Source organism: Nocardia sp. NPDC051052, assembly GCF_044456045.1.
GTDB lineage: Bacteria > Actinomycetota > Actinomycetes > Mycobacteriales > Mycobacteriaceae > Nocardia.
This window is the reverse complement of record NZ_JBITFL010000004.1, coordinates 37,917-60,359: the sequence shown is the minus strand read 5'-3', so window position 1 is coordinate 60,359 and position 22,443 is coordinate 37,917. Positions and strand designations below refer to the sequence as shown.

Annotated in this window: 19 protein-coding genes and 1 pseudogene; 11 read left to right on the top strand and 9 right to left on the bottom strand. The window is 67.8% G+C overall.

What is annotated here, in order from left to right; translation table 11 throughout:
- Nucleotides 1-43: 43 nt before the first annotated feature.
- The 6 genes from ACIBCN_RS14210 to ACIBCN_RS14185 form a co-directional block, all read right to left on the bottom strand.
- A complete protein-coding gene (locus ACIBCN_RS14210) occupies nt 44-1,405 on the bottom strand; it encodes an aldehyde dehydrogenase family protein (protein ID WP_396991963.1) in 1,362 nt (453 codons plus the stop codon).
- Nucleotides 1,402-2,166: a gamma-glutamyl-gamma-aminobutyrate hydrolase family protein gene (locus ACIBCN_RS14205; RefSeq protein WP_396991962.1), complete on the bottom strand. Its 765-nt coding sequence runs from the start codon at nt 2,164-2,166 to the stop codon at nt 1,402-1,404. The genes ACIBCN_RS14210 and ACIBCN_RS14205 overlap by 4 nt, the downstream gene beginning before the upstream one ends.
- Nucleotides 2,147-3,511 carry a glutamine synthetase family protein gene (locus ACIBCN_RS14200; RefSeq protein ID WP_396991961.1) on the bottom strand — a complete coding sequence of 455 codons (1,365 nt, stop codon included), beginning with the start codon at nt 3,509-3,511 and terminating at the stop codon, nt 2,147-2,149. Before ACIBCN_RS14200 ends, ACIBCN_RS14205 begins: the two co-directional genes overlap by 20 nt.
- Nucleotides 3,512-3,585: 74 nt before the next feature.
- Entirely contained in the window at nt 3,586-5,178 is a 1,593-nt protein-coding gene (locus tag ACIBCN_RS14195) for an ABC transporter substrate-binding protein (protein WP_396991960.1), read from the bottom strand.
- 25 nt (nt 5,179-5,203) lie between these two features.
- Nucleotides 5,204-7,144 carry a hypothetical protein gene (locus tag ACIBCN_RS14190; protein ID WP_396991959.1) on the bottom strand — a complete coding sequence of 647 codons (1,941 nt, stop codon included), beginning with the start codon at nt 7,142-7,144 and terminating at the stop codon, nt 5,204-5,206.
- Between the two features lie 236 nt (nt 7,145-7,380).
- A complete protein-coding gene (locus ACIBCN_RS14185; protein ID WP_396991958.1) occupies nt 7,381-8,760 on the bottom strand; it encodes a lipase family protein in 1,380 nt (459 codons plus the stop codon).
- A gap of 303 nt (nt 8,761-9,063) precedes the next feature.
- Between ACIBCN_RS14185 and ACIBCN_RS14180 the strand changes: the two genes are divergently transcribed.
- From ACIBCN_RS14180 to ACIBCN_RS14130, 11 genes are all read left to right on the top strand, one after another.
- Nucleotides 9,064-10,332, top strand: a complete 1,269-nt coding sequence (locus tag ACIBCN_RS14180; RefSeq protein WP_396991957.1) for a PucR family transcriptional regulator — start codon at nt 9,064-9,066, stop codon at nt 10,330-10,332.
- Between the two features lie 492 nt (nt 10,333-10,824).
- Nucleotides 10,825-11,223, top strand: coding sequence for a molybdopterin-binding protein (locus ACIBCN_RS14175; protein WP_396991956.1), 399 nt, complete (start codon nt 10,825-10,827; stop codon nt 11,221-11,223).
- Nucleotides 11,224-11,234: 11 nt separating this feature from the next.
- Nucleotides 11,235-12,014 (top strand): molybdate ABC transporter substrate-binding protein, encoded by a 780-nt coding sequence (modA, locus tag ACIBCN_RS14170; protein ID WP_396991955.1) that lies wholly within the window; start codon nt 11,235-11,237, stop codon nt 12,012-12,014.
- Nucleotides 12,011-12,823 carry a molybdate ABC transporter permease subunit gene (modB, locus tag ACIBCN_RS14165; protein WP_396991954.1) on the top strand — a complete coding sequence of 271 codons (813 nt, stop codon included), beginning with the start codon at nt 12,011-12,013 and terminating at the stop codon, nt 12,821-12,823. Before modA ends, modB begins: the two co-directional genes overlap by 4 nt.
- Nucleotides 12,820-13,869 (top strand): ABC transporter ATP-binding protein, encoded by a 1,050-nt coding sequence (locus ACIBCN_RS14160; RefSeq protein ID WP_396991952.1) that lies wholly within the window; start codon nt 12,820-12,822, stop codon nt 13,867-13,869. The genes modB and ACIBCN_RS14160 overlap by 4 nt, the downstream gene beginning before the upstream one ends.
- Nucleotides 13,870-14,006: 137 nt before the next feature.
- Entirely contained in the window at nt 14,007-14,873 is an 867-nt protein-coding gene (locus ACIBCN_RS14155; protein WP_396991951.1) for a hypothetical protein, read from the top strand.
- Nucleotides 14,874-14,980: 107 nt separating this feature from the next.
- Entirely contained in the window at nt 14,981-16,150 is a 1,170-nt protein-coding gene (locus ACIBCN_RS14150; protein ID WP_396991950.1) for a thiolase family protein, read from the top strand.
- Between the two features lie 55 nt (nt 16,151-16,205).
- Nucleotides 16,206-17,225: a phosphotransferase family protein gene (locus ACIBCN_RS14145; protein WP_396991949.1), complete on the top strand. Its 1,020-nt coding sequence runs from the start codon at nt 16,206-16,208 to the stop codon at nt 17,223-17,225.
- On the top strand, nt 17,222-17,962 hold the full coding sequence (locus ACIBCN_RS14140) for an SDR family NAD(P)-dependent oxidoreductase (RefSeq protein WP_396991948.1): 741 nt from the start codon (nt 17,222-17,224) through the stop codon (nt 17,960-17,962). The genes ACIBCN_RS14145 and ACIBCN_RS14140 overlap by 4 nt, the downstream gene beginning before the upstream one ends.
- A 110-nt stretch (nt 17,963-18,072) precedes the next feature.
- Nucleotides 18,073-18,651 (top strand): pyridoxamine 5'-phosphate oxidase family protein, encoded by a 579-nt coding sequence (locus tag ACIBCN_RS14135; RefSeq protein ID WP_396991947.1) that lies wholly within the window; start codon nt 18,073-18,075, stop codon nt 18,649-18,651.
- Nucleotides 18,652-18,704: 53 nt separating this feature from the next.
- A complete protein-coding gene (locus ACIBCN_RS14130; protein ID WP_396969087.1) occupies nt 18,705-18,914 on the top strand; it encodes a molybdopterin-binding protein in 210 nt (69 codons plus the stop codon).
- Nucleotides 18,915-18,922: 8 nt separating this feature from the next.
- Here the strand turns inward: ACIBCN_RS14130 and ACIBCN_RS14125 are convergent, their stop codons facing one another.
- From ACIBCN_RS14125 to ACIBCN_RS14115, 3 genes and pseudogenes are all read right to left on the bottom strand, one after another.
- Nucleotides 18,923-20,869 carry an MFS transporter gene (locus tag ACIBCN_RS14125; RefSeq protein WP_396991946.1) on the bottom strand — a complete coding sequence of 649 codons (1,947 nt, stop codon included), beginning with the start codon at nt 20,867-20,869 and terminating at the stop codon, nt 18,923-18,925.
- Nucleotides 20,870-21,186: 317 nt separating this feature from the next.
- Nucleotides 21,187-21,513: pseudogene (locus ACIBCN_RS14120) on the bottom strand (transglycosylase family protein); the annotation flags it as partial.
- 425 nt (nt 21,514-21,938) lie between these two features.
- Entirely contained in the window at nt 21,939-22,406 is a 468-nt protein-coding gene (locus tag ACIBCN_RS14115) for a PaaI family thioesterase (protein ID WP_396991945.1), read from the bottom strand.
- Nucleotides 22,407-22,443 lie beyond the last annotated feature (37 nt).

The window sequence follows — 22,443 nt, the reverse complement described above, 5'->3', positions numbered from 1 at the left end:
GGGGACGATAGGCCGACCGAGTCGGCCGTGGCGTGTTCAGCGTTCACCGCGTGGCGATGAAGACGTTCTTGGTTTCGGTGAACGCGAGTGCTGCGTCGGGGCCGAGTTCACGACCGAGGCCGGACTGCTTGAAGCCGCCGAACGGCGTCCAATACCGCACGGAGGAATGCGAATTCACCGAGAGGTTCCCGGCCTCGACGGCGCGGGAAACGCGGAGCGCCCGGCCGACATCGTTGGTCCAGATCGAGCCGGACAACCCGTACTCGGTGTCGTTGGCGATCTGGATGGCGTCGGCCTCGTCCTCGAACGGGAGCACCGCGACCACCGGGCCGAACACCTCCTCGGTGAGTACCCGATCGGTGGGCGCGTCCGGCAGCACAACCGTTGGCGGATACCAGAATCCGGGGCCGTCGGGCCGCTCGCCGGTGAACGCGACCTTGGTCGACGGCTCGATGTACGCGGCGACCCGCTCGCGATGCGCGGCGGAGATCAGCGGCCCCATCTCGGTGGATTCCAGCGTCGGATCACCCACCTTCACCCCGCGAACCGCAGGCTCCAGTAGCTCCAAGAACTTGTCGAAGACACTGCGCTGCACCAGGATTCGCGAACGCGCACAGCAATCCTGGCCGGCATTGTCGAACACACCGTACGGCGCGGTGGCCGCCGCCCGCTCCAGATCGGCATCGGCGAACACGATGTTGGCGCTCTTGCCGCCGAGCTCCAGCGTCACCCGCTTCACCTGCTGCGCGCAACCGGCCATGATCTGGGTGCCCACCTCGGTGGAACCGGTGAACACCACTTTGCGCACGGCGGGATGGGTCACGAACCGGTGCCCGACCACGGAACCCTTGCCTGGCAGGACCTGAAAGACGTGTTCCGGCAAGCCCGCTTCGAGCGCGAGCTCGCCGAGCCGGATCGCGGTCAACGGCGTCAATTCGGCGGGCTTGAGCACCACCGTGTTCCCCGCCGCCAACGCGGGCCCGAACCCCCACGCCGCGATCGGCATCGGAAAGTTCCACGGCACGATCACCCCGACCACGCCGAGCGGCTCGTGGAAGGTGATGTCGACACCGCCCGCCACCGGAATCTGGTTGCCGAGCAACCGTTCTGGGATACCGGCCGCATAGTGCAGCACGTCACGGACATTGCCCGCCTCCCAGCGCGCATTGCCGATAGTGTGCCCGGAGTTGGCGACCTCCAGCTGGGCCAGCCGCTCCAGATCCGCGTCGACGGCTTCGGCGAACCGGCGCAGCAGCCGGGCCCGGTCGCCGGGTGCCACCTCGCGCCACCCCGCCGCCGCCCGCTGTGCCCGCTCGATCGCGGCGTCGGTCTCGGCTTCGCCGACCAGGTCGACCCGCGCCACCACCTGCTCGGTCGCCGGGTTGACCACCTGCGCTGTCGTCACGAATTCCGCTCCCTTCGATAGTCTTCGGCCGCCACGACCAGCGCCCTGATCAACCGGCGGTCGACCGCGTCCACCTCCGGGTGCCATTGCACGCCGACGAGGAACGGGCCGTCCGGCGTTTCCGCCGCCTCGATCGTGCCGTCCGCCGCGTGCGCGGTAGCCACCAGTTCCGTGGCAAGCACGTCGATCGCCTGATGATGATGGCAGTTGGCCTTCACCTGTGCCCCCGCGATCTCCGCGACCTTGCTGCCGGCCACGGTCACCACCTCGGTGACGGTGAAGCCGCCGACGGTGCCCGAATGGTCGGCGTGCCCGACGAGGTCGGGCAGATGTTGACTCAGCGTGCCGCCCAACGCGACATTCACGACCTGCAGGCCGCGGCACACCGCGAGCACCGGCAGCGCCGCCGCCCGCGCCAGCGCGTACAGCTCGAACTCGGACTCGTCCCGATCGGGCCGGGTGTAGGTGAGCGCGTGCTCCGCCGCGCCGTATCGCGAAGGTGACACGTCGGCCCCGCCGGTCAGCACCAACCCGTCGAGCCGCGCCACCAGCTCCGGCCGGGCGACTCCGATCGGCGGCAGCAAAACCGGGATGCCGCCCGCCTCCACCACCATCTGGACGTAGCTGGCGGGCAGCACGGCACTGTCGACATTCCACGAGCCGAAACGCGCGGGCTCCAGATAGGTCGGCAGGCCGATCACGGGACGCGGCCCGGTATGCACAACTCCAGCGGGTAAAGCCTCAGAGTCGTTCGAATCCACGAATTCGCTCCCAGTCGGTGACGGCGGCGTCGAAGGCGTCCAGCTCGACCTTCGCCGCGTTGCGGTAGTGCTCCACTACATCATCACCGAACGCGGTCCGCGCCACCTTGCTGTCCCCGAAGAGCTGCGCGGCCTCGCGCAGCGTGCGCGGCACCCTCGGCCGCTCCGATCGATAGGCGTTGCCGGTGAACTCCGGCTCCAGCGGCAGCCGATGCTCGATGCCGTGCAGCCCGGCCGCGATGGCGGCGGCCACGGCGAGATAGGGATTCACGTCGCCGCCGGGCACCCGGTTCTCCAGCCGCAGCGACTGTCCGTGCCCGACCACGCGCAGCGCACAGGTCCGGTTGTCGCGGCCCCAGGCGACGGCGGTCGGCGCGAAGCTGCCCGGCACGAATCGCTTGTAGGAGTTGATGTTCGGCGCGAGCAGATAGGTGAACTCGCGCAGGCAGTCCAGCTGGCCCGCGACGAAATGCCGCATGAGCGGCGAGAATCCGTTGGCCTCGTCCCCGGCCAGCACGGCCTCGCCGGACTCACCGCGCAGGCTGAGGTGAATGTGGCACGAGTTACCTTCGCGCTCATTGTATTTCGCCATGAACGAGAGGCTGCGCCCCTCCTGGGCGGCGATTTCCTTCGCGCCGGTCTTGTAGATGCTGTGGTTGTCGCAGGTGGTCAGCGCCTCGTCGAAGCGGAAGGTGATCTCGTGCTGGCCGGGGTTGCACTCCCCCTTGGCGGACTCGACATACATTCCCGCACCGTCCATTTCGGTGCGGATGCGGCGCAGCAGCGGCTCGATGCGTCCGGTGCCGAGCAGCGAGTAGTCGACGTTGTACTGGTTGGCCGGGCGCAGGTCGCGATAGCCCGCCGACCACGCCGCCTCGTAACTGTCGTCGAACACCAGGAATTCGAGTTCGGTCCCGACGAACGCGCGCAGCCCCCGCTCGGCCAGCCGGTCCAGTTGCGCGCGCAGCACCTGCCGCGGCGACACCCCGACGGGCTCGCCCTCCGCCGATACCTTCTCGACATCGCACAGCACCAGCGCGGTGCCCGGCCACCACGGCAGCAGGCGCATCGTGGTCAGGTCCGGCCGCAGCACAAAGTCCCCATAGCCGGTGTCCCACGACGAGATCGCGTATCCGTCGACCGTCGCCATGTCCACGTCGACGGCGAGCAGATAATTGCACGCCTCGGTCGCGTGGTGCACCACCTCGTCCAGGAAATACTGTGCCGCGCAACGCTTTCCCTGTAAACGACCCTGCATGTCGGTCATCGCGACCAACACCGTATCGATCTCCCCGACCGCGACCAGTTCCCGCAACCGCGCCAGACTCAACATCCCGCTACGCATCCACAGCCCCTCTCGGCACCAATCGTGCCCACGCTAGAGCAAAAGCCGGACATTCGTGATCGGACACACAAACTTCAGCGCGGGCAGTCCGGGATGGGCACACCCGGCTCGACCGGGACGGTGGGGACGTACCGCGGCCGATCCACCGCCGCGGTGACCGGGCACATCCGGACCACCTCGGGGCCGGGGCCGGTGCGGTTGCCGCTGTTGTCGAAGATGAGCGGGCCGCCCGCGCCGGGTACCGCGGTCGCCGGGTCGGAGAAGCCGCTGATGGTGGTATTGACCTGACTGCGCTGCACCGGCGTGATCTTGGGCAGACCGCGCAGGGCGGTGGCGATCGTCGTCACCGCGTCGTAGGCATTCACCGCCCAGCCGTCGCCCACGTGCCCGACATCGAAACCCGCGTCGCGGAACGCGCTTTCGAACACGGCCCAGTTGGGGTTGCCCGGCCGTGGCCCGTCCGCCCCGGCCAGCAGCGTGCACAGCACCCGCACCCGCCCGTCGGCGAAGCTGCGCGACGCCAGCGCCTTCGTCCGGAGATCCTCCAGGTCGCGGTCCGACTCGGTGGACCGCAACCGGTTCGCGTCTTCGGTGCTCACCACCGTGATCGAGGATGCGGCACACTGACCGTTCTGGTAGACCTCGTCGAGGCTGTACATCAGCCTGCCCAGATCTCGGCCGCGGGCGGTGTAGGCGATCGTCACGTCCTTCGCGAGGGCGCACACCCGTTTCGCGGTCTGCGGCACGGTGCTCGGCTCGGTGGTGTCGAACTTGACCTCGAGCACATTGCCGCCGAACTGGCGTTGCAGCAACGGCACGGTGGTGCAGGTGTACGGGTCCGATCCGCCGATCGGCACCATGACGAAGTCCGGCCGCGTACTGACCACCGCGCCGATCTCGCGCACCTGCACGGCATTCCGGAACCCGATCCGGTAGTAGTAGTCCTTGCCGATGCCTTTCGGATAGGTGATGTCACTGTCGCAGCGGTCGAATTCGGGGTGGTCGTCGCGCGAGCCGCTCTGATCGAATCCCTCCGCGGTCACCGCGTCCGCGACCATCGGGATCTTCGCCGCGGCAAGCACTTCCGCGACCGCCGCGGTGGCCTGGTCGCTGACGCCGATCCCGGCGACCGCGACCACGTCGGCGCGGGCGGCCAGCGTGCGCGCCACGCCCACCGGATCGCCGTTGCCCCCGTAATCACCGATCTGGCCGACCACCAGCCTCATCGGATGCAGGCACCCGGTGCCGTTGGCCACCCGCTGACCGGCCGCCATGCCCTCCAGTTCGTGCAACGCCCTGCTGCCTGCCAGCTCATCGGTCATCGTCAGCAGCACACCGATGGTCGCCGAGGTGCCAGGGCAATGGTCGGCCGCCGTGCGGTTCTGCTCGTCGATGACGCGCATCACCGGCGCGAACGCGGGGAGCCCGAAAGCGTAAGCGCCCTCGGATAATCCGACACAGTGCTGGCCCGCCTGCCAGGCGTTTGTACTCGGGTTCCAGCCGTCGTTGCAGGTGACCAGGTGCTGCAGCGTCGTACGGGTGACGAAACCCGCGCCCGCGAGCACCAACAGCGTGACAACCACACCCAACCGCACCCAATCGGTCCATGGCCGCGGGAACGGCCGGTCGAGCTTGGGCACGATGCCTATCCGATACCGCGAGGCCACGATGGGTCTCCTTCCGCCGAGCGGGTTACTGGAATTGGTCCGCGAGCTTGCGATACCTGTTCGCGCGCAGGAGGAATGGCGACTTGTCCGCGGCGCCCTCTGCTAGCCGCTCGTAGCTGTGCGCGATCCGCGAACAGAGCGCCGACTTCTGTTCCGGCGCGGTTACCTGGATGTCGGATTCGAACGCGGGCACCAGGGCGACCAGCACCGCGATGTGCTCGTGCCGGGTGTGTGCTCGATCGGGCCCGTCGATCAGGTCGCTGTCGCGTCGGCGCGGGTCCGGCGTGGCGACGATGTCGTCGAAGAGCGCGAGCCAGTGCGGAGAAGGCAACTCCGGCAACAGATCCGCGAGTTCGTCGACGATCGCGTCGCGACCGTCCAGCAGGCGCGCGTAGTGCAGCCTGCTCGCCCGGTCCTCGGCGGCGACGCCGTCGGCCAGGTGCCGGAACACCCGATCCCAGTCCGGCCCCTGCCCGTCTCGTGCGGCGAGCGCTCGCAGGCCGAGCAGCCGCGCCAACTCCGGCAGCTTCTGCTCGCCGCCCGCGGCGGGCGGCGACCACAGCGACCGGGACTTGAACAACGGTGAATCATGTTCGACGCCCGCGGGCAGCAACGCGACCAAGCCGAGCGCCTCTCCCCTATTCCTGGCCGCCGACACCGTGACCAGCGCGTTCGCCAGCTCGCGCCGCACGCGATGGTGCACGCTCAGGCCACGGCCAAAGATCCGAAGCAGGTACTGCTCGACGGTGGTGTCGGACTCCGGGCCCGGGTCGCGCAGCAGTCCGTCGAGGTCGACGAGCAACTCTCGGTCCTGCTTGATTCGCCGCAGCAGGTAGTCCGTCGCCGCCGGATGGCCGCGGGTCAGGCGGTAGACAGCCGAACCGATGCTTTCCGCCCGGTAGGGGTCGACGTCTTTGGCCATCAGCCGGACATCGGTTTCGATCAGCTCGGAAATCCGCACCCGCGCACAGAATTGGCCGGCGGTCGCGATACCCGCCGCGTCCGGCAGCTCCGACCAGACCGTCGGCGCGGGCACCTGTCCGGCCAGCTCGTCCACCAGCGCACCGGAACTCGCGGTGATCAGCGTCAGCGGGTCGGGCAGTCGAACGCCGGTGGCCGCGATGGACTGCCGGACCCGCAGCAACGACCCGATGAACGATGCCGCGGCGGGCGCGTCGCCGTCGTCGATGAGCACCAACACGTTCGAGGTGCGGTGCTTGACCTTGGCCACGCTGTGGCGCAGGTCCGCGAGCAGCGCGCCCACCAGCACGTCGTCGACCCCGCGCCGGATGGCGGGGTCGGTGCTTTTCGCGTTGCTGCTCAGTCCGATCAACGCACGTTCCGGGTCGAGCCGCAGTCCCAGATCCTGGTGCCCGAACCACGCCGCCTTCGGCCCCCACGTGGCCTTGCCCAACAGCCGTCCTCGGGTCAATCGGCCGGCCACCGCGTCGGAGATCGAGGTGGTCATCGAGGGTGCGATCACGTCGACGCCGGGCAGTTTGATGTTGGCGGCCAGCGATCCGGCGATGGTGATCAGGTTTCGCACGAAACCGATCAGCGCCGCGCGACTTTGATACTGATTGAGCAGCGAGCGCAGCCTGGTCAGCTGCTCGTCCGGGCCGAGTCCGTCGAAATCCTCGGCGATGACGATCTGGGCGATGACCACCCTGGGGAACGCGACGGCATAGCCGGGAATGTCGACGCTGAGCCCGAGCATGACCGCGGCCAGCACCGTCCGCACGGGATTGTCGACCTCGAAGGGTCGCTCGAGCGGCCGAACCAGTACCGAGGGCGTGTGCCCTTGCCACGTGTCCAGTGCTTTGTTCAACATCGCGGTGCGTCCGGAGCCGCCGCAACCTTCCACTACCAGAACAGGTTTCGACGCCCCGTCCACATCGGTCGCGTGTACTTCGACCAACCGGTCGATCAGACTGAGCAATTCGGTGCGCCCCACAAACACCCGCATCGCCTCCTCGGCATAGCTACACCGTAGCAACTTCCTATCGATGCAACAAGCGGATTCTGCCCTGAGACAACATAATTAGGGGCCGGAACCGGACGGGTTGCCGGTATAGCCGCGTTTTGAACCGACCGACCTGGACGTTATTGCCCCGGGATTCGTGACGCGCGTACCAGTTTCGGGCCACGCGAGAATTGGCCCAGCGGCCCGAAATAGAACTTCGGGCAGGACGTTTCCCACGATTACACCGAGGGTGCAGCGGTGACATCGAGAGAGTTGTGGACAAGGTGAACCGTCGGTCGCGGGATGCTGTCCGGTTGCTGCTTTGCTCGGATCGGGCGGGCGAAGAGCATCCGGGCGACGACGCGAGCGAAGTCGAGATGACCGGCAATGGCGCTGCGCGAGAAGGCGAGTGACCAGACGGTTTCGGTGGCCGGCGGGGCGGGTGCACGGCCGGCGAAGCGGTCGGCGAGCCAGTCGATCATCACCGGGAGGGCGATGTATTGCAGCAGCAGGTGGGTGCTGAGGCGGTCGCGGAGGTAGCACACGTCGGCGCCCGCCGCGCGGTAGCGGTCGACGTGGGCGTCTACGTCGGCGACCGCGACGACCTCGTCGTAGACGCCCTGCAGGATGAGCATCGGCATGGTCGGGGTGCGGCGGCCGGGCTGGATGTCGCCGAGGACTCGCTGGAGTTCCGGTGCGGCCAGCAGTGCCGAAAGGCCGCCGCGACAGTGTTTGTCGAGGTCGCGGCGGGCGAAGCGGTACAGCAGTGGGAACGTCGCGGTGGTCTCGGTCTGCGCGAGCCAGCCGAGATAGCGCGCGTCCAGGTGGGTGCGCAGCAGGAGGTCGGGATAGGCGCGGGCCAGGCCCGCGGTGAAGACGGCGGCGAAGCCGGCGAACAATGAGCCGTTGAGGCGGACGAAGGCGGCGGCCGGGTCACCGACCGGCGAGGCGGCCACCGCGCCGACGATATCGAGTTCCGGAGCGTATTCGGCGGCCAGTTCCGCGGCCCACGCGGTGGCCAGGCCGCCGCCCGAATAGCCCCACAGCGCAACGGGAGTGGTCGCGGCGAGCCCGAGCGGTACGAACGCCAAGCCGGCGCGAATCGCGTCGAGCGCGCGGTAGCCCGGCTCGCGCGCCACCCCGAACCGGCCCCCGGTTCCGCCGTGATCGGGCACCGACACCGCCCAGCCACGGGCCAGCGCGCTGGCCACGAGCGGCAGCTCCAGTTGCGGAATCGACCCGGCCGCCCGCGCGCCGCGCCGAAGCGCGTAGGAAGGAAGGCATTTCGAGGCGACGGCGTCGATCGCGCACTGGAACGAGACGAGCGGGCGCGGTGCCGCGGGGTCGGCGCCCCACGGCAGCAGCACGGTGGTGACCGCGACCTCGGGGACGTTGTCCAGGTCGCAGGTCCGGTAGAGCAACTGCCAGGCCGAGATGCGCTGCGGCACCAGGCCGAACAACGCGATCTCGACCTCCCTCGTGCGGACGATGCTGCCGGGCGGCAGCTGCCCGAGCGCCTGCGGCGGTGCGTAGAACGGATCCGCCTCGGGCAGCATCGGATCAGTGGAGCGCGGCTCGACCAGTGGACCGGCGACGCCCGGCGCGGGGTCGGCACTCATGGTGGTCATCCTCTCGAAAGGCGTCCGGGATCGTCGCGTTATGTCCACCTTCAAGCTAGCGAACCTGCCGATGGGAAAGGAATTGTCGCGGAAGACAATTCGCACGCCGATCTTTCTTCATCGAATGCGGTGACTGCGCTCAGAGCGCGCCGGACAGGATCGGGCCGCGGCTGACGCCGTGCCATACCGCTGTCACTGCACACCGGAGAGAGAATGTCGGCGCGAAGTTGTTGTCCGAGACAAAGTTCTCGTCGATGTATCGGTTAGCTTGCCGCAAAACCTGTCGTTGGAAACAATCGGTTCATGTCCCTCGCCCTATCCCCGCCGACCGGCAACGCGCCCCTGGTCACCCGGCTGCGCACCCGCTGGCCGCAGATCTCCGAACGCATGCTCGCCGCAGGGCTCGGCGCCACCCCACCCGCCGCGGATCTGCCCGAGGGGCACTTCACCGCCGAGGTGCTGCCCGCGATCTACGCGTGTGGCCGGGCCGTACTGCAGGCCATCGGCGAGCAGCGCGAGTTCACCAAAGCGCAGGTCGCGGCGTTCGTCGTCCCGGTGGCGCAACGGCACGCGGAGGACCGGATTCCGCTGCCACTGCTGATCGAGGCCATCCACGGCTCCGCGCAATCGGTACTTCAGGAGGCGGTGGCGCTGGCCACGACGGCGGAGATGCACGACCTGAACGTCATCGGCGGTCGACTGCTCGACCTGCTGATGCACATCAATGTCACCGTCGTCGAGACCTACACCGAGGTCGAACAATCGATCTACAACGCCGAGCGCGAAGCCCGGCGCGCACTGTGCGCCGCGCTGCTCGGTGGGTTACCGGCCGAAGAGCTTGCCGCGCGGGCCGATACCGCGCTGGCCGAGCGATATACCGTGCTGGCCATCCACATTCGGCACGACGAGCAGCCGAGCACCGTGGCCACGCTGATCAGCAGACGGCGGATCAGGATCCTGCAGCGGGCGCTGGACGGTCTCACCGGCACCACCGCGCTGGCCACCTTCGACGGTTCGACCGGAATCGCGTTGCTGCCCAACGTGTCCGAATCAGGCCGCACCGAGCAGCGCTACGAACACCTGGCGGCGGAGCTCGCCGAGCAGTTCGGTGTCGCGGTGTTCGTGGCCGAATATCGTTCGGTCGCCAGGGAATCCGTGCCGGAGGCGGCGCGCGAGGCGACCGACCTCGCCGAACTGGCCCGCCTGCTCGGCAGGCCGCCGGGTGTCTATCTCCTCGATGATCTACTGCTCGAACACCAGCTCACCAGGCCCGGTCCGGCGCGGGAGCGACTGGTGCAGCGCATCGCGCCGATCCTGGCGAGCCCCCATTTGATCGATGCGTTGGACGCACACCTGCGCCATGGTTCGGATCGCAAGACGGCGGCCGCGGAGATCCACGTCCATCCCAATACGTTCAGCTATCGCCTGCGCCGCATCGCGGAACTCACCGGCATCGATCCGACCGAACCGCACGACTCCCGGCTGCTCGCGGCGGCGCTGACGATCCATCGCCTGTGCCCGGCGGCCGACGCGGATGCCGCGGTGCCGCCGGGTCACGGGTCGACTAGATGACGTGCCAGGCCTGCAACAGGTAGGTGATGTTGGCGGCAATGGACGTCACGACGTTCGCGAGATTCAACGCTGACGAACCCAGATCGATAATCGGCACCGAAATTCCTCCATCAGATGGGACTGCGAAATCCTCTCCAATGTAATGATCGCGGGAGGAGTTCGGGCCGTTCGATCGGCGGAATCGGCACGACATGACGCGCGGATTGTTCGCGAAATGATATGTCCAGCAGGGATTTCAACGTCTTCCCAAGAACCCCACCGATAATTCGGGCACTGGCCGTTGTGAGACAGTTCACCGGAATTTCCGCCACAGCAACCACAGAAACCACATATCGGAAGAAACGGTCGCGATGCCCCGCAGTGTCGACGGCGAGGGGATCGCCGCCCGTCGAGCCGTCGAGACGAACCGCGCGCACTACGACCCGGCCGGGCACGCCACGCCCGTCCCGATTGCCTCTTGCTTTCCGCAGATGCGGCAATAAACTACGGATCGTGTCGGATTTGCGGATCAGTGAAGTGGCGGTGCTGGCGGGTGTCAGCGACGACACCGTGCGGCGGTGGATCGATCAGGGCAAGCTCACCGCCATCCAGCTCGGCAACGGGCGCAAGGGCGTGCGCGGCCGGGAACTGGCCGAATTCCTGCAGGCCACCGCGGAGACCCCGGAGCGGGGCGGCACCGTGGCCGTGTCCGCCCGCAATCGGCTGCGCGGCATCGTCACGCGGGTAGTCAAGGACACCGTGATGGCGCAGGTCGAGATGCAGGCCGGGCCGTTCCGGCTGGTGTCGCTGCTGAGCCGGGAGTCGGTCGACGAGCTCGGGCTCGAGGTCGGCAGCGTCGCGGTGGCATCGGTCAAGTCGACACACGTCGTAGTCGAAATTCCGGAAAGTTGATGAGGTCGACAATGATTCGTTCGCTGAGCGTCACCGCCGTTGCCGGGGTGGCCGCGCTGACCCTGGCCGGCTGCGGCTCCGACGACAAGGCGGCGCCCACGGGCACCGACAAGGTCGGCGGCACCGTCACGGTGTTCGCCGCGGCCTCGCTGACCGAGACCTTCACCGAGCTCGGCAAGCAGTTCGAGGCCGCGCACCCCGGCGTCAAGGTGGTCTACAGCTTCGCCGCCAGTTCGGCGCTGGCCGAGCAGATCAACCAGGGCGCCCCGGCCGACGTCTTCGCCTCGGCCGCGCCGAAGAACATGCGGCAGGTGCAGGACAAGGGCGAGGTGACCGGCGCGCCGGTCACCTTCGTGCGCAACCGGCTGGAGATCGCGGTGCCCAAGGGCAACCCCGGCCACATCACCGGCCTGGCCGACTTCGGCAAGACGGAGCCGAAGATCGCGCTGTGCGCCGAACAGGTGCCGTGCGGTGCCGCCGCCAAGACGGTGTTCGACGTCGCGGGCGTCACCCCGCAGCCCGATACCCGCGAGGCCGACGTGAAGGCGGTGCTGACGAAGGTCAAGCTCGGTGAGGTCGATGCCGCGCTGGTGTACCGAACCGACGTGCGGTCCGCGGGTACGCAGGTGGAGGGCATCGACTTCCCCGAGGCAACCAAGGCGATCAACGACTACCCGGTCGCGCCGCTGGCGCACGCACCGAACGCGGCCGCGGCCGCGGCGTTCGTCGACTTCGTACGGTCCGAGCAGGCGAAGACGGTGTTCGCCAAGGCGGGATTCGACGCACCGTGACACGGGTGCCGCGGCGACGGGCAGCCCAGGGGCGGCGACCGCTCGTGCTGGTGCTGCCCGCGCTGTGCGCGCTGGCGTTTCTGCTCGTTCCGCTGGTAGGACTGCTGTGGCGGGCGCCGTGGCGCGGCCTGCCGAGTCGGCTGTTCAACGCCGAAGTCGGTCAGGCCCTTCGGCTTTCGTTGCAGTGTGCGAGTCTCGCGACGCTGCTCTGCTTGATCTTCGGGGTGCCGTTGGCGTGGTTGCTCGCGCGCGGCGAGGTGCCGGGACGCGGGGTGCTGCGGGCGCTGGTCACCGTGCCGCTGGTGCTGCCGCCCGTGGTCGGCGGTGTCGCGCTGTTGCTCGTGCTCGGCAGACGTGGGTTGTTCGGGCGGTATCTGTACGAATGGTTCGGTGTCTCACTGCCTTTCACGACGGCGGGCGTCGTTGTCGCGGAAGCGTTTGTGGCGATGCCGTTTCTGGTGATCTCGGTGGAAGGCGCACTGCGGGCGGCGGATCCGCGCTTCGAGGAGGCGGCGGCGACGCTGGGGGCGTCGCGGTGGCTGACCTTCCGGCGCGTGACGCTCCCCTCGGTACTGCCGGGTGTGGTCGCGGGCGGGGTGCTGTGCTGGGCACGGGCGCTCGGCGAATTCGGCGCCACGATCACGTTCGCGGGCAACTTCCCCGGGAAAACGACCACCATGCCGCTTGCGGTGTATCTGGCGCTCGAAGCCGATCCGGAGGACGCGATCGTGCTCAGCCTGGTGCTGCTCACGGTCTCGGTCGCCGTGCTCGTCGCCTTGCGCGAGCGGTGGATTCGGGGCGTGGTATGACTCTCGATGCCCAATTGCGGGTCACCCGAGGACAATTCGAGCTCGATCTGCGATTGTCCGTGGCGCAGGGCGAAGTCGTCGCCCTGCTCGGGCCCAACGGTGCGGGCAAGACCACCGCGCTGCGGACGCTGGCCGGGCTGACACCGCTCACCGACGGTGTGCTGCGGATCGACGAAAAGACTTGGGACGCACCGCCGAAGGTGTTCGTGCCCGCCGAGCACCGCGAGGTCGGCGTCGTCTTCCAGGACTACCTGCTGTTCGGCCATCTGAGCGCGCTGGACAATGTCGCGTTCGGCCTGCGTGCCAGAGGCCAGCGCCGCATCGCGGCCCGAGCCCGAGCCACCGAATGGCTGGACCGCGTCGGCCTCTCGGAGCACCTGCAGGCCAAACCGCGGGCCTTGTCCGGCGGTCAAGCCCAACGTGTCGCCCTCGCTCGCGCACTCGCCACCGACCCCGCGCTGCTGCTGCTCGACGAGCCGTTGGCCGCGCTCGACGCGAGTACCCGCCTGCGCGTGCGCTCCGACCTGGCCCACCACCTCGCCGACTATCCCGGCCACACCGTGCTGGTCACCCATGACCCGCTCGACGCCATGGTGCTGGCCGACCGCCTCGTCATCCTCGAAAATGGCGTCGTCGTCCAGGAAGGTTCCCCGAGCGAAGTCGCGCGCCGCCCCCGCTCGGACTACGTCGCGAATCTTGTCGGCCTCAACCTCTATCGCGGCATCGCCAGCGACACCACCGTCGAACTCGACACCGGCGGCACCCTCACCGCCGCCGAACCCGGCCACGGCGCGGTACACATCGCCTTCGCCCCCACCGCCGTCAGCCTGCACCCCGACCGCCCCACCGGCAGCCAGCGTAACGCCTGGCCGGTCACCATCGCCGGCATCGAACAACACGCCCACACCATCCGGCTCCGCCTCGACGGCACCCCACCCGTTCTCGCCGACGTCACCCCCACCACCGTCGCCGACCTCCGCCTCCGCCCAGGCCTGCAATTGTGGGCCGCGGTGAAAGCCACTGAAACACATACATATCCGGCGTAATCCACCCACCAGCACCCAACCACCAGCGCCCACGCTTACCCAACGAAATAAACTGTGTGCGAAGCTGATCGGCGTGTCACAGCCGTGACGGCCTGAGCCACAAAAACCTGTCGGTGGCCCGTGACAATCTTCCCGCCATGCCGAGCATCCGCCACGAAGCCCCTCTCGAATTGCTGCGCCACAACCCGGAATTGGCTGCCGCGCTGCTGGCGGATACCGGAATCCAACTACCCGTCGGGGCGACCGCCACGGCCAGCGACAGCAACCTCACCACCTGCGACCCACCCGAATTCCATGCCGACGCCGTGACGCTGCTACGCGGCATCGATGGCGGCAAGCTGGCCGTCATCACCGAATCCCAGTCGGCCCCACCGAAACGCCGTAAACGCAGGGCCTGGCCCGCCTATGTGGCAGTAGCCCAATCACAGCACGACTGCGATGCCGTCCTGGTCGTCATCGCCGCGACCGGAGCCACGGCCCGCGCCTGCCGCCGCACCATCCACACCGGCCACCCCGGATTCAGCCTCGCTCCCATCGTCATCGGCCCACACAACACCCCGGACCCCACGAACCCCGCCTTCGCGGGCGTCGCCCCCGAACTCACTGTCCTCGCCGCGCTCACCCATGCTCTCGACCTGACCGAGGACACCAACCGTCGCATGGTCCTCGATAAACTCGCCACCCTCGATCGCGAGACCCGCACGACCTACACTCGATTTGTCCAGCACGCCGCCCCGGACGCGGCCAGAAAAGCCCTGGAGGAGCTCATGGCCAGCCCTGACTACCGAGATGACTTCATCGATGGCTTCATCGCGGAAGGTGAGGCAATAGGCGAAGCGAGAGGCGAAGCGAAGATGCTGATGCGCGGCCTTGTCGCCCACGGATTTACGGTCCCAGACGATCTCCGCACCCGCATCCTCGCCTGCGCAGATATCGAACAGCTGGAAGCCTGGATGGACAAAACCGCCGTCGCCGATTCCCTGGAAGCGATCTTCGACAACTAGCCGAGCACGACAGGCCCGGCGGACCCGGCCCGTCTCGCGACACCCAGCTGCGAATCCGTGTTAACTTAGACGAGAATCGCAACTAACTTAGCTGATCGGAGAGGGCTATGAGGTCCGCCGTCATCGTCGATGTCGTTCGTACCCCGTCGGGCAAAGGGAAAGTCGGGGGTGGGTTGTCGGGGGTGCATCCGGCGACGTTGCTTGCCGGGGTGTTGGCCGAGTTGGTGGCGCGGAACGGGCTGGATCCGGCGGTGGTCGACGATGTGGTCGGCGGGTGCGTGACGCAGAGCGGGGAGCAGGCGTTCAACATCAGCCGGACGGCGGCGCTGGCTGCCGGGTTTCCGGAGTCGGTGCCCGCGACGACGGTGGATCGGCAGTGTGGGTCGAGTCAGCAGGCGGCGCATTTCGCGGCGCAGGGGGTGCTTTCGGGGGCCTATGACGTGGCGATCGCCTGCGGCGTGGAGTCGATGAGCCGGGCGCCGATGTTCTCGAACGCGCAGGGCAAGGATCCGAATCAGGGGCCGTTGGCGCATCGGTATCCGGAAGGGCTTGTGCAGCAAGGTATTGCGGCGGAGGTGATCAGCGCGCGGTGGAAGTTCGATCGCGCCGCGCTCGACGAGTTCGCCGCGCGCTCGCATCGGCTGGCCGCGGAAACGGCGGCGGCGGGCGGGTTCGCGAACGAGCTGGTCGCGGCGGGCACCCTGACCGCGGACGAGACCATCCGCCCGACAACGACCGCAGAAGGATTGGCGGGGCTGAAGGCCGCGTTCGTGGATGAGCGGTTCGTCGAACGGTTCCCGGAGATCGAATGGCTGATCACGCCGGGCAATTCGTCACCGCTCACCGACGGGGCCTCGGCCGCGTTGATCATGAGCGAGGAGGCGGCGAACAAGCTGGGCCTGCGTCCCCGCGCCCGGTTCCATGCGTTCTCGGTGGTCGGCGACGATCCGCTGCTCATGCTCACCGCCGTAATCCCGGCCACCCGCAAGGTGCTGGAACGAGCCGGGCTGAGCATCGACGACATCGACGCCTACGAGGTGAACGAGGCGTTCGCGCCGGTGCCGCTGGTGTGGCAGCGCGAGCTCGGCGCGGATCCGGCCAAGCTGAACCCGCGCGGCGGCGCGATTGCCCTCGGTCACCCACTCGGCGCCTCCGGCACCCGTATCCTGGCCACCATGGTCAATCATCTCGAGCAGACCGGCGGCCGCTACGCCCTGCAAACCATGTGTGAGGCAGGCGGATTGGCCAACGCCACCATTATCGAGCGCCTCGGATGACGCCCCTTCGCACTGTCGGGCAGAGCAACGGCCTGGCCATCGACAAGGCGCACCGATGACGGCGGCCCTGGCCGGCCTCGATCTCCCGGCGCTGCAACGGTATTTCGAGGCACACGTGCCGCAGACCGCCGGACCGCTGACCGCGGCCCTGCTGAAGGGCGGCAAATCCAACCTCACCTACCGCCTGAACGACGGAACGAACGACTGGGTGCTGCGCCGCCCACCGCTCGGCCCGCTCACCCCCACCGCACACGACATGGCCCGCGAATACCGCATCGTCGCGGCCCTGCGAGACACGAATGTGCCTGTCGCACAGGCGATCGCGTTGTGCGAGGACACCGAGGTGATCGGCGTGCCGTTCGCGGTGGTTTCCTTCGTCGACGGCCATGTCCTGCAAGACGGCGACCAGACCGCCGCCCTCGGCACCGAGCAGGCGCGCGCCTGCTCCAAAGCCCTCATCGACACCTTGGCCGCCCTGCACGCGGTGGACTACACCGCCGTCGGCCTCGCCGAATTCGGCCGCCCCGCCGGCTATCTCGCCCGTCAAGTCAAACGCTGGCGCGGCCAGTGGGACCGCGTCGCCACCCGCGAACTCGACGCCCTCGACCGGCTCACCGACGCCCTGCGCACCGCGCTGCCGGAACAAGCGGCCGAAACCATCGTGCACGGCGACTACCGCCTGGACAATACGATCGTCGACCGCGACGACTTCGGCACCATCGCGGCCGTAGTGGACTGGGAGATGGCCACCCTCGGCGACCCACTCGCCGATCTCGGCCTGCTCCAGGTCTATTGGGACGACCGCTGCGAGCCGGTGCTCGGCGTCCGGCACGCGCCGAGCGCCAACCCCGGCTTCCTGTCCGTCGACGAGATCGCCGACCGCTACGCCACCGCGACGGGTTACTCGCTGGACCATCTCTCCTTCTACCGCGCCCTCGGCTACTTCAAGCTGGCGGTCATCGCGGAGGGCATTCACCAGCGCTTCCTCGCGGGCAAGACGGTGGGCGACGGATTCGCCACCATCGGCGCGGCCGTGCCGCTGCTGCTCGACGCCGGGCTGGAGACGCTCGGATGACCGTCCGCAGCGCCCTGGTGACCGGCGGCTCGCGCGGCATCGGTGCCGAGGTGGCCCGCCGACTGGCACACGAGGGTTACCACCTGACCATCGCCGCCAGAACCAAGGACGTGCTCGCCGAAACCGCGACCCGACTGCACGACGAGACCGGCGTCGAGGTGAATCCCGTTGTCGCCCAGATGAACGACCTCGACCAGGTGCGCGCCCTCGTCCAAGCACACGCCGACCGCTTCGGCGGCATGCACGCCCTCGTACTCAGCGCGGGCACCGGCACCGCGGGAACCGTCGCCGACATGCCGGTGAAATCCTACGAGCGCATGCTCGACGTCAACTTCCGCGCACCCATCACTCTCATCCAGGCAGCACTCCCCCTGCTACGCAAGAGCGCACAGGACGATCCCCAGCGTGGCGCGAAAATCATTGCCCTCGCCTCCATTACGGGTGTCGCGGGCGAAGCGGGTCTCGCCGCATACGGCGCGACCAAGGCCGCGCTGATCTCGCTCTGCGAAACCATCTCGCTGGAGGAGTCCGCCAACGGCGTCAGCGCGACCGCCATCTCCCCCGGCTACGTGGACACCGACATGACCGCGTGGAAACGCGACGTCCTCGACCAGTCGGCCATGCTGACCACCGGCGACATCGCCGAGATGGTGCTCGCGATCACCCGTCTGTCCCGCAACGCGGTGGTGCCGAACATCGTCATCTCCCGCGCGGGAGATCAACTCTGGCGGGCCTAGCCGGCCGCCCCGACCACGTGATTTGAGCCTCAGCCGCCCATCGGGGCCCGTGCCCGGAGTTAGGCTCGAAACCCAAGTCCTGTCATGGGACGACTAGGGAAAGGGCCCTGATGGCGAAGGTCTTCTCGCATCTCGATGACGCACTACGCAAGTTCATCGGCGAGCAGTCGATGTTCTTCGTAGCGACCGCACCCGTCGACGGCGGACGGGTCAACCTGTCCCCCAAGGGTTATCGCGACACCTTCGCCGTGCTCGACGACCACACCGTCGCCTACCTCGACCTGTACGGCAGCGGCTCGGAAACCATCGCGCACCTGCGCGAAAACGGCCGCATCACCATCATGTTCTGCTCGTTCACCCGCACCTCGAAGATCCTGCGGCTCTTCGGCACCGGCCGCGTGGTGCGCCCCGACTCCGCCGAATTCGACGCCATGCGACCGCATTTCGGCCTGCAGCACCCCGGCCTGCGCGCCGCCATCGTCGTCAGCGTCGACCGGATCGCCGACTCCTGCGGTTACTCGGTCCCCTACCTCGAACTCATCGACGAACGCCCGGTGCTCGACGCGCTGCACCGGCGCCGCACCGACGATGATTTCGCCCGCCGCATCGCGGGCGACAACGCGACCAGCCTCGACGGCCTGCCCGCGCTCGAGCCGGACCACCCGCTGCCGTCGGCCATTCCCCGCTAGACACCGCCCGCATATCCCGCTCCGCCGGGTTCGCCCTGCGTATGCTCGCCCGCATGCGACTGAGCACCCGCAATCAAATGGACGGCACCGTCATCTCCGTCACCCGCGGCGAGGCCATGGCGGTGGTCCGGGTCCGGCTCGCGGGCGGTGACGAGATCACCTCCTCGATCACCCGCGACGCCGTCGACGACCTCCAACTCGCCGACGGCGTCCAGGTCAAGGTGCTGATCAAGTCCACCGAGGTCACCCTCGGCGTCGAATAGCCCGCCGGTTACCGAGCGGCAGGCAGCGGCGTCAGTTCCGCGAGTTCCTGCTGCACCAGCCGGTCGTGCGCGGCGGCCTCGGCCGCGGCCTTCTTCGGGCTCCAGTGCCCTGCCATCAGGAAGACGAACGGCAGGAACACGATCTGGGCGATGAGACAGATCCACCACCAGCGGGCCCACTGGTGCGGCGAATCGGCCTTGGCCTGCTGCACCTCGGTCGCGTGCGCGGCGAGGTAGGCCTGGTCGTCGGCGGGGATGGTGCCGACCGACTGGAGTTGCGCGCCCGCCTGCGCGAGCTTCGGGCCCACGGTGCCGAGGGCAGCGAGGTCGGCGGGCGGGATCTGCTGCACGGCGGTGAGCCGGGCGATCGCCTGATCGACCGGGATGCCGAACTTCTTGGCGACTTGCCCCACCGCCGCGAGCCCGGCGTTCCCGTCGGCCGGGTTCGCGGCGAGCGTCGCCTGCGTGGCCGGTTCGATGGCCTGCATCGTCGCGAGCTCCTCGGAGTATCGCGCGGTGAGCCCGAACGCCGTCTGGATCTCGGCCGGTGACGCGCCGGTCAGCTTGTTCAGCGCCGTCACTTGGGCAGTCTGGTCGTTCGGATTCTTGCTCAGCGCCGCCAGGATTTCCGGGCCGACCTGCTGAATCGTCGCCAGCTGCGGGCCGTACTTCGCTTGGATCTCCTGTAGCCGCGGACCGTAATTGACCAGCGGACCGGCCGCGTTCACCACCACGAGCAAGCCGAACAGCACGACGGTGACGACGCTGCGCAGCGTGCCGCCCCACACCGCGAGCCCCACCGCGGTCGCCGCCGGATTGCGCTCCTCGACGGTCTCGGTGAAGCTGGCCATCCAGGTCGAGTAGGCGATGCCGGTGCCGACGGCGATGATGACGAACACCCAGGCGAAGGTGTAGTAGCCGGTGTCCGGCTTGTCGGTGTAGCCGATGAACAGATACATGCCGACCACGCTGATCACCGCCCCGACGATCATGAACGGCTTGCGCACCTTGAGGAAGTCCGAGGCGATCCCGGCCAGCACCAGCGCTACCGCGTTAGCGGTCCAGTACCAGTTGCCGAGCGCGTTGGCCTTGGCCGGGCTGAAGCCGAAGTTCGTCGCCATATAGACGGGAAGGAAGGACACGATCGTATAGAAGAAGGCCAGGAACAGGCTGATGGCCAACGCCGAGCCGACGATGTTCAGCCGCAGCATCTGCCGCCACTGCCCCCGCTCCAGCTCGCCGACGTCGAGTCCGCGGGCTCGCGCCTCGATCAGCGCCCGATCGCGCAGTGACACCATGATCTGGTCGCGCAGTCGCGGGCTGAGTTCACGCAGGCCGATCAGCGCGATCACCGCGATGACGAGGCAGATCACCCCGCACAGCCGGTAGTGGTACTGCCAGTCCGGATGCGCGTCCAGCGAGCGGGTGGAGATCTGGGTGGTGACCAGGGCGCCGATGACCGGGCCGAGGGTCCAGAAGCCCATCGCGGAGGCCCGGCCGAGTTGCGGCGAGAAGTCCCTGATCAGCGCGGGCGTGGCCACCAGCACCGCGCCTTCGACGATGCTCACCACGACATAGACGAAGAGGTACTGCTCCTTCGTGGTGGTCGCGGGCACCGCGAACAGCGTCAGCAGCGAACAGATCAGCACGCCGTAGGCGACGATGTTCGCCCGGCCCCATCGGTCGAGCAGGCCGGCCAGGACCGAGGCGGCCGCGCCGAACGCGGCGCCGATGATGAAGATCCAGACGAAGTAGGCGAACGACAGGTGGAAATAGGCGATCAGCTCATTGCCCACCGCGCCGGTGACGAACAACTGGTAGTAGAGCCCGATCGACGCGATGACAACAACGGTCAGATACCAGGAGCGAGCGGGCGTATCGGGATAGTGCGGTAGCTTGCGCTGCCACAGGCCCGTGAGAATGGTGGGCGGTGCGGCGGTCTGGGTGGAACTCATGGTCGAGATGCCTTTCTAGCCACGGCATCTCGTCCGGCTCTACGTCGAGCCGGCACGAAGGACCGGGTGGCCACAGGCTAGTGATTGGCACCACCGGCCGCAGGCATTTCGCGACACGAGACCGAAACGTGTTCTAGTTCTAATTCGTGGGATGAAATACTCAGACGCTTGATCAGCGCACCGACATTCGAAATTGCGAAAACAATTTCATCCGGAACAAAAACGCAGATAAAGTCATGTAATTACATCGAACGAATGATCGCCCTGAAATAGCCCGGCGCCTACCGATTTTCGCGGTAGGCGCCGGTTACGTATTACAGGTAGGCACCGCACACGGGCCAGGCGCCGGGGCCCTGGGTGGCGAGCACGTTCTCCGCGACGCGGATCTGCTCGGCCCGGCTAGCGTTGCTCGGGCTGCCGGAGCCGCCGTTGGCGGTCCAGGTGCTCTGGGTGAACTGCAGACCGCCGGAGAAGCCGTTGCCGGTCTCGGTCCCCCAGTTGCCGCCGCTCTCGCACTGTGCGACGGCGTCCCAGTTGTTGGCCGACGCGGTGGCGGTGGACAGGCCGAAGGGGACGGCCACGAGGGCGCCCAGTGCGGCGGTGACGCCGAGGACGCGGGTGCTGAACTTGCGGTTATGCGACATGTAGGAATTCCTGCCTGCGCCCACCGGCACGGCACGTGCTCGCCGTGTCCCTGTCCCCAGGTAGGTCGGGGATCCTCGAACCGCGGGACAGGGTTACCGGCATTCAGCGGTTCGAGTTCGAGCCCGTCATCGATCGGGCTCCGGCGACGGTAGCGAAGAAGTCGCTGCGAATCACGCTTCGATCACGCCGGAACAACCTTGACCGGTGGTCGAGAGTTATCTCGTTTATGCATCTCGAGCAGGCAAAAGGAAACGACAAGCTGAACGGTAATTGTTACGTTATGTGCCCGAGATCACTGAGAAATTGTGTCTTCGGTCGCATGCCGGGCGTCTATCGTCCCACTCAGCGGGACGCGAATGAAAACTTCGCTGTGCACGCCTCGAATATTCGTCGAACCCGCACGATGAACGGGCCCGGCAATCTCCTACTTACCGTGCGCCCGCAGTTGATAAAGCCCCTCGGTCTCCGCGACGAGCACGCCGTCGGCATCGGTGACAGCGGCCCGCAAGGTGAAGTCCGACTTCCCTTTCGCGGCGGCCTCTTCGGTGATCCTGGCGATCTCGGCCGCGGGCAAGGTCGCTTCGGCCCGCACATCGGTCTTCGCGGCCTTGCGGAAGAACACGTGCAGATCCTTGACCAGCGGATAGAAGGCGGAGTTGTCGAACGTGGCGATCGCGATCGCGCCGCCGAGGATCTCCGCCACCGTGAACAGCACGCCCGCGTACATGGTGCCGAAGTGGTTGCCGTTGCCCTCGATCGGCACCGTCGTCGCCGCGAAGCCCGGCCGCACCTCGACCGCCGTCACCCCCATCCGGTGCGCGACCGGAATGGTGAATTCCAGTGCCCCGTTGACGATCTCCGCGAACGGCGGCGTCTCCACCTCGTCACTCATCCCGCACCATCCCTTCGCACCGGAGGCGACAAGCACC

What these genes read in the sequence shown, in the direction of transcription:
- ACIBCN_RS14200 (WP_396991961.1), bottom strand. Translation starts at nt 3,511, where the DNA reads ATGCGTAGCGGGATGTTGAGTCTGGCGCGGTTGCGGGAACTGGTCGCG.
- ACIBCN_RS14190 (WP_396991959.1), bottom strand. Translation starts at nt 7,144, where the DNA reads ATGCGGGTGTTTGTGGGGCGCACCGAATTGCTCAGTCTGATCGACCGG.
- ACIBCN_RS14185 (WP_396991958.1), bottom strand. Translation starts at nt 8,760, where the DNA reads ATGAGTGCCGACCCCGCGCCGGGCGTCGCCGGTCCACTGGTCGAGCCG.
- ACIBCN_RS14180 (WP_396991957.1), top strand. Translation starts at nt 9,064, where the DNA reads ATGTCCCTCGCCCTATCCCCGCCGACCGGCAACGCGCCCCTGGTCACC.
- modA (WP_396991955.1), top strand. Translation starts at nt 11,235, where the DNA reads ATGATTCGTTCGCTGAGCGTCACCGCCGTTGCCGGGGTGGCCGCGCTG.
- ACIBCN_RS14160 (WP_396991952.1), top strand. Translation starts at nt 12,820, where the DNA reads ATGACTCTCGATGCCCAATTGCGGGTCACCCGAGGACAATTCGAGCTC.
- ACIBCN_RS14155 (WP_396991951.1), top strand. Translation starts at nt 14,007, where the DNA reads ATGCCGAGCATCCGCCACGAAGCCCCTCTCGAATTGCTGCGCCACAAC.
- ACIBCN_RS14150 (WP_396991950.1), top strand. Translation starts at nt 14,981, where the DNA reads ATGAGGTCCGCCGTCATCGTCGATGTCGTTCGTACCCCGTCGGGCAAA.
- ACIBCN_RS14145 (WP_396991949.1), top strand. Translation starts at nt 16,206, where the DNA reads ATGACGGCGGCCCTGGCCGGCCTCGATCTCCCGGCGCTGCAACGGTAT.
- ACIBCN_RS14140 (WP_396991948.1), top strand. Translation starts at nt 17,222, where the DNA reads ATGACCGTCCGCAGCGCCCTGGTGACCGGCGGCTCGCGCGGCATCGGT.
- ACIBCN_RS14135 (WP_396991947.1), top strand. Translation starts at nt 18,073, where the DNA reads ATGGCGAAGGTCTTCTCGCATCTCGATGACGCACTACGCAAGTTCATC.
- ACIBCN_RS14130 (WP_396969087.1), top strand. Translation starts at nt 18,705, where the DNA reads ATGCGACTGAGCACCCGCAATCAAATGGACGGCACCGTCATCTCCGTC.
- ACIBCN_RS14125 (WP_396991946.1), bottom strand. Translation starts at nt 20,869, where the DNA reads ATGAGTTCCACCCAGACCGCCGCACCGCCCACCATTCTCACGGGCCTG.
- ACIBCN_RS14115 (WP_396991945.1), bottom strand. Translation starts at nt 22,406, where the DNA reads ATGAGTGACGAGGTGGAGACGCCGCCGTTCGCGGAGATCGTCAACGGG.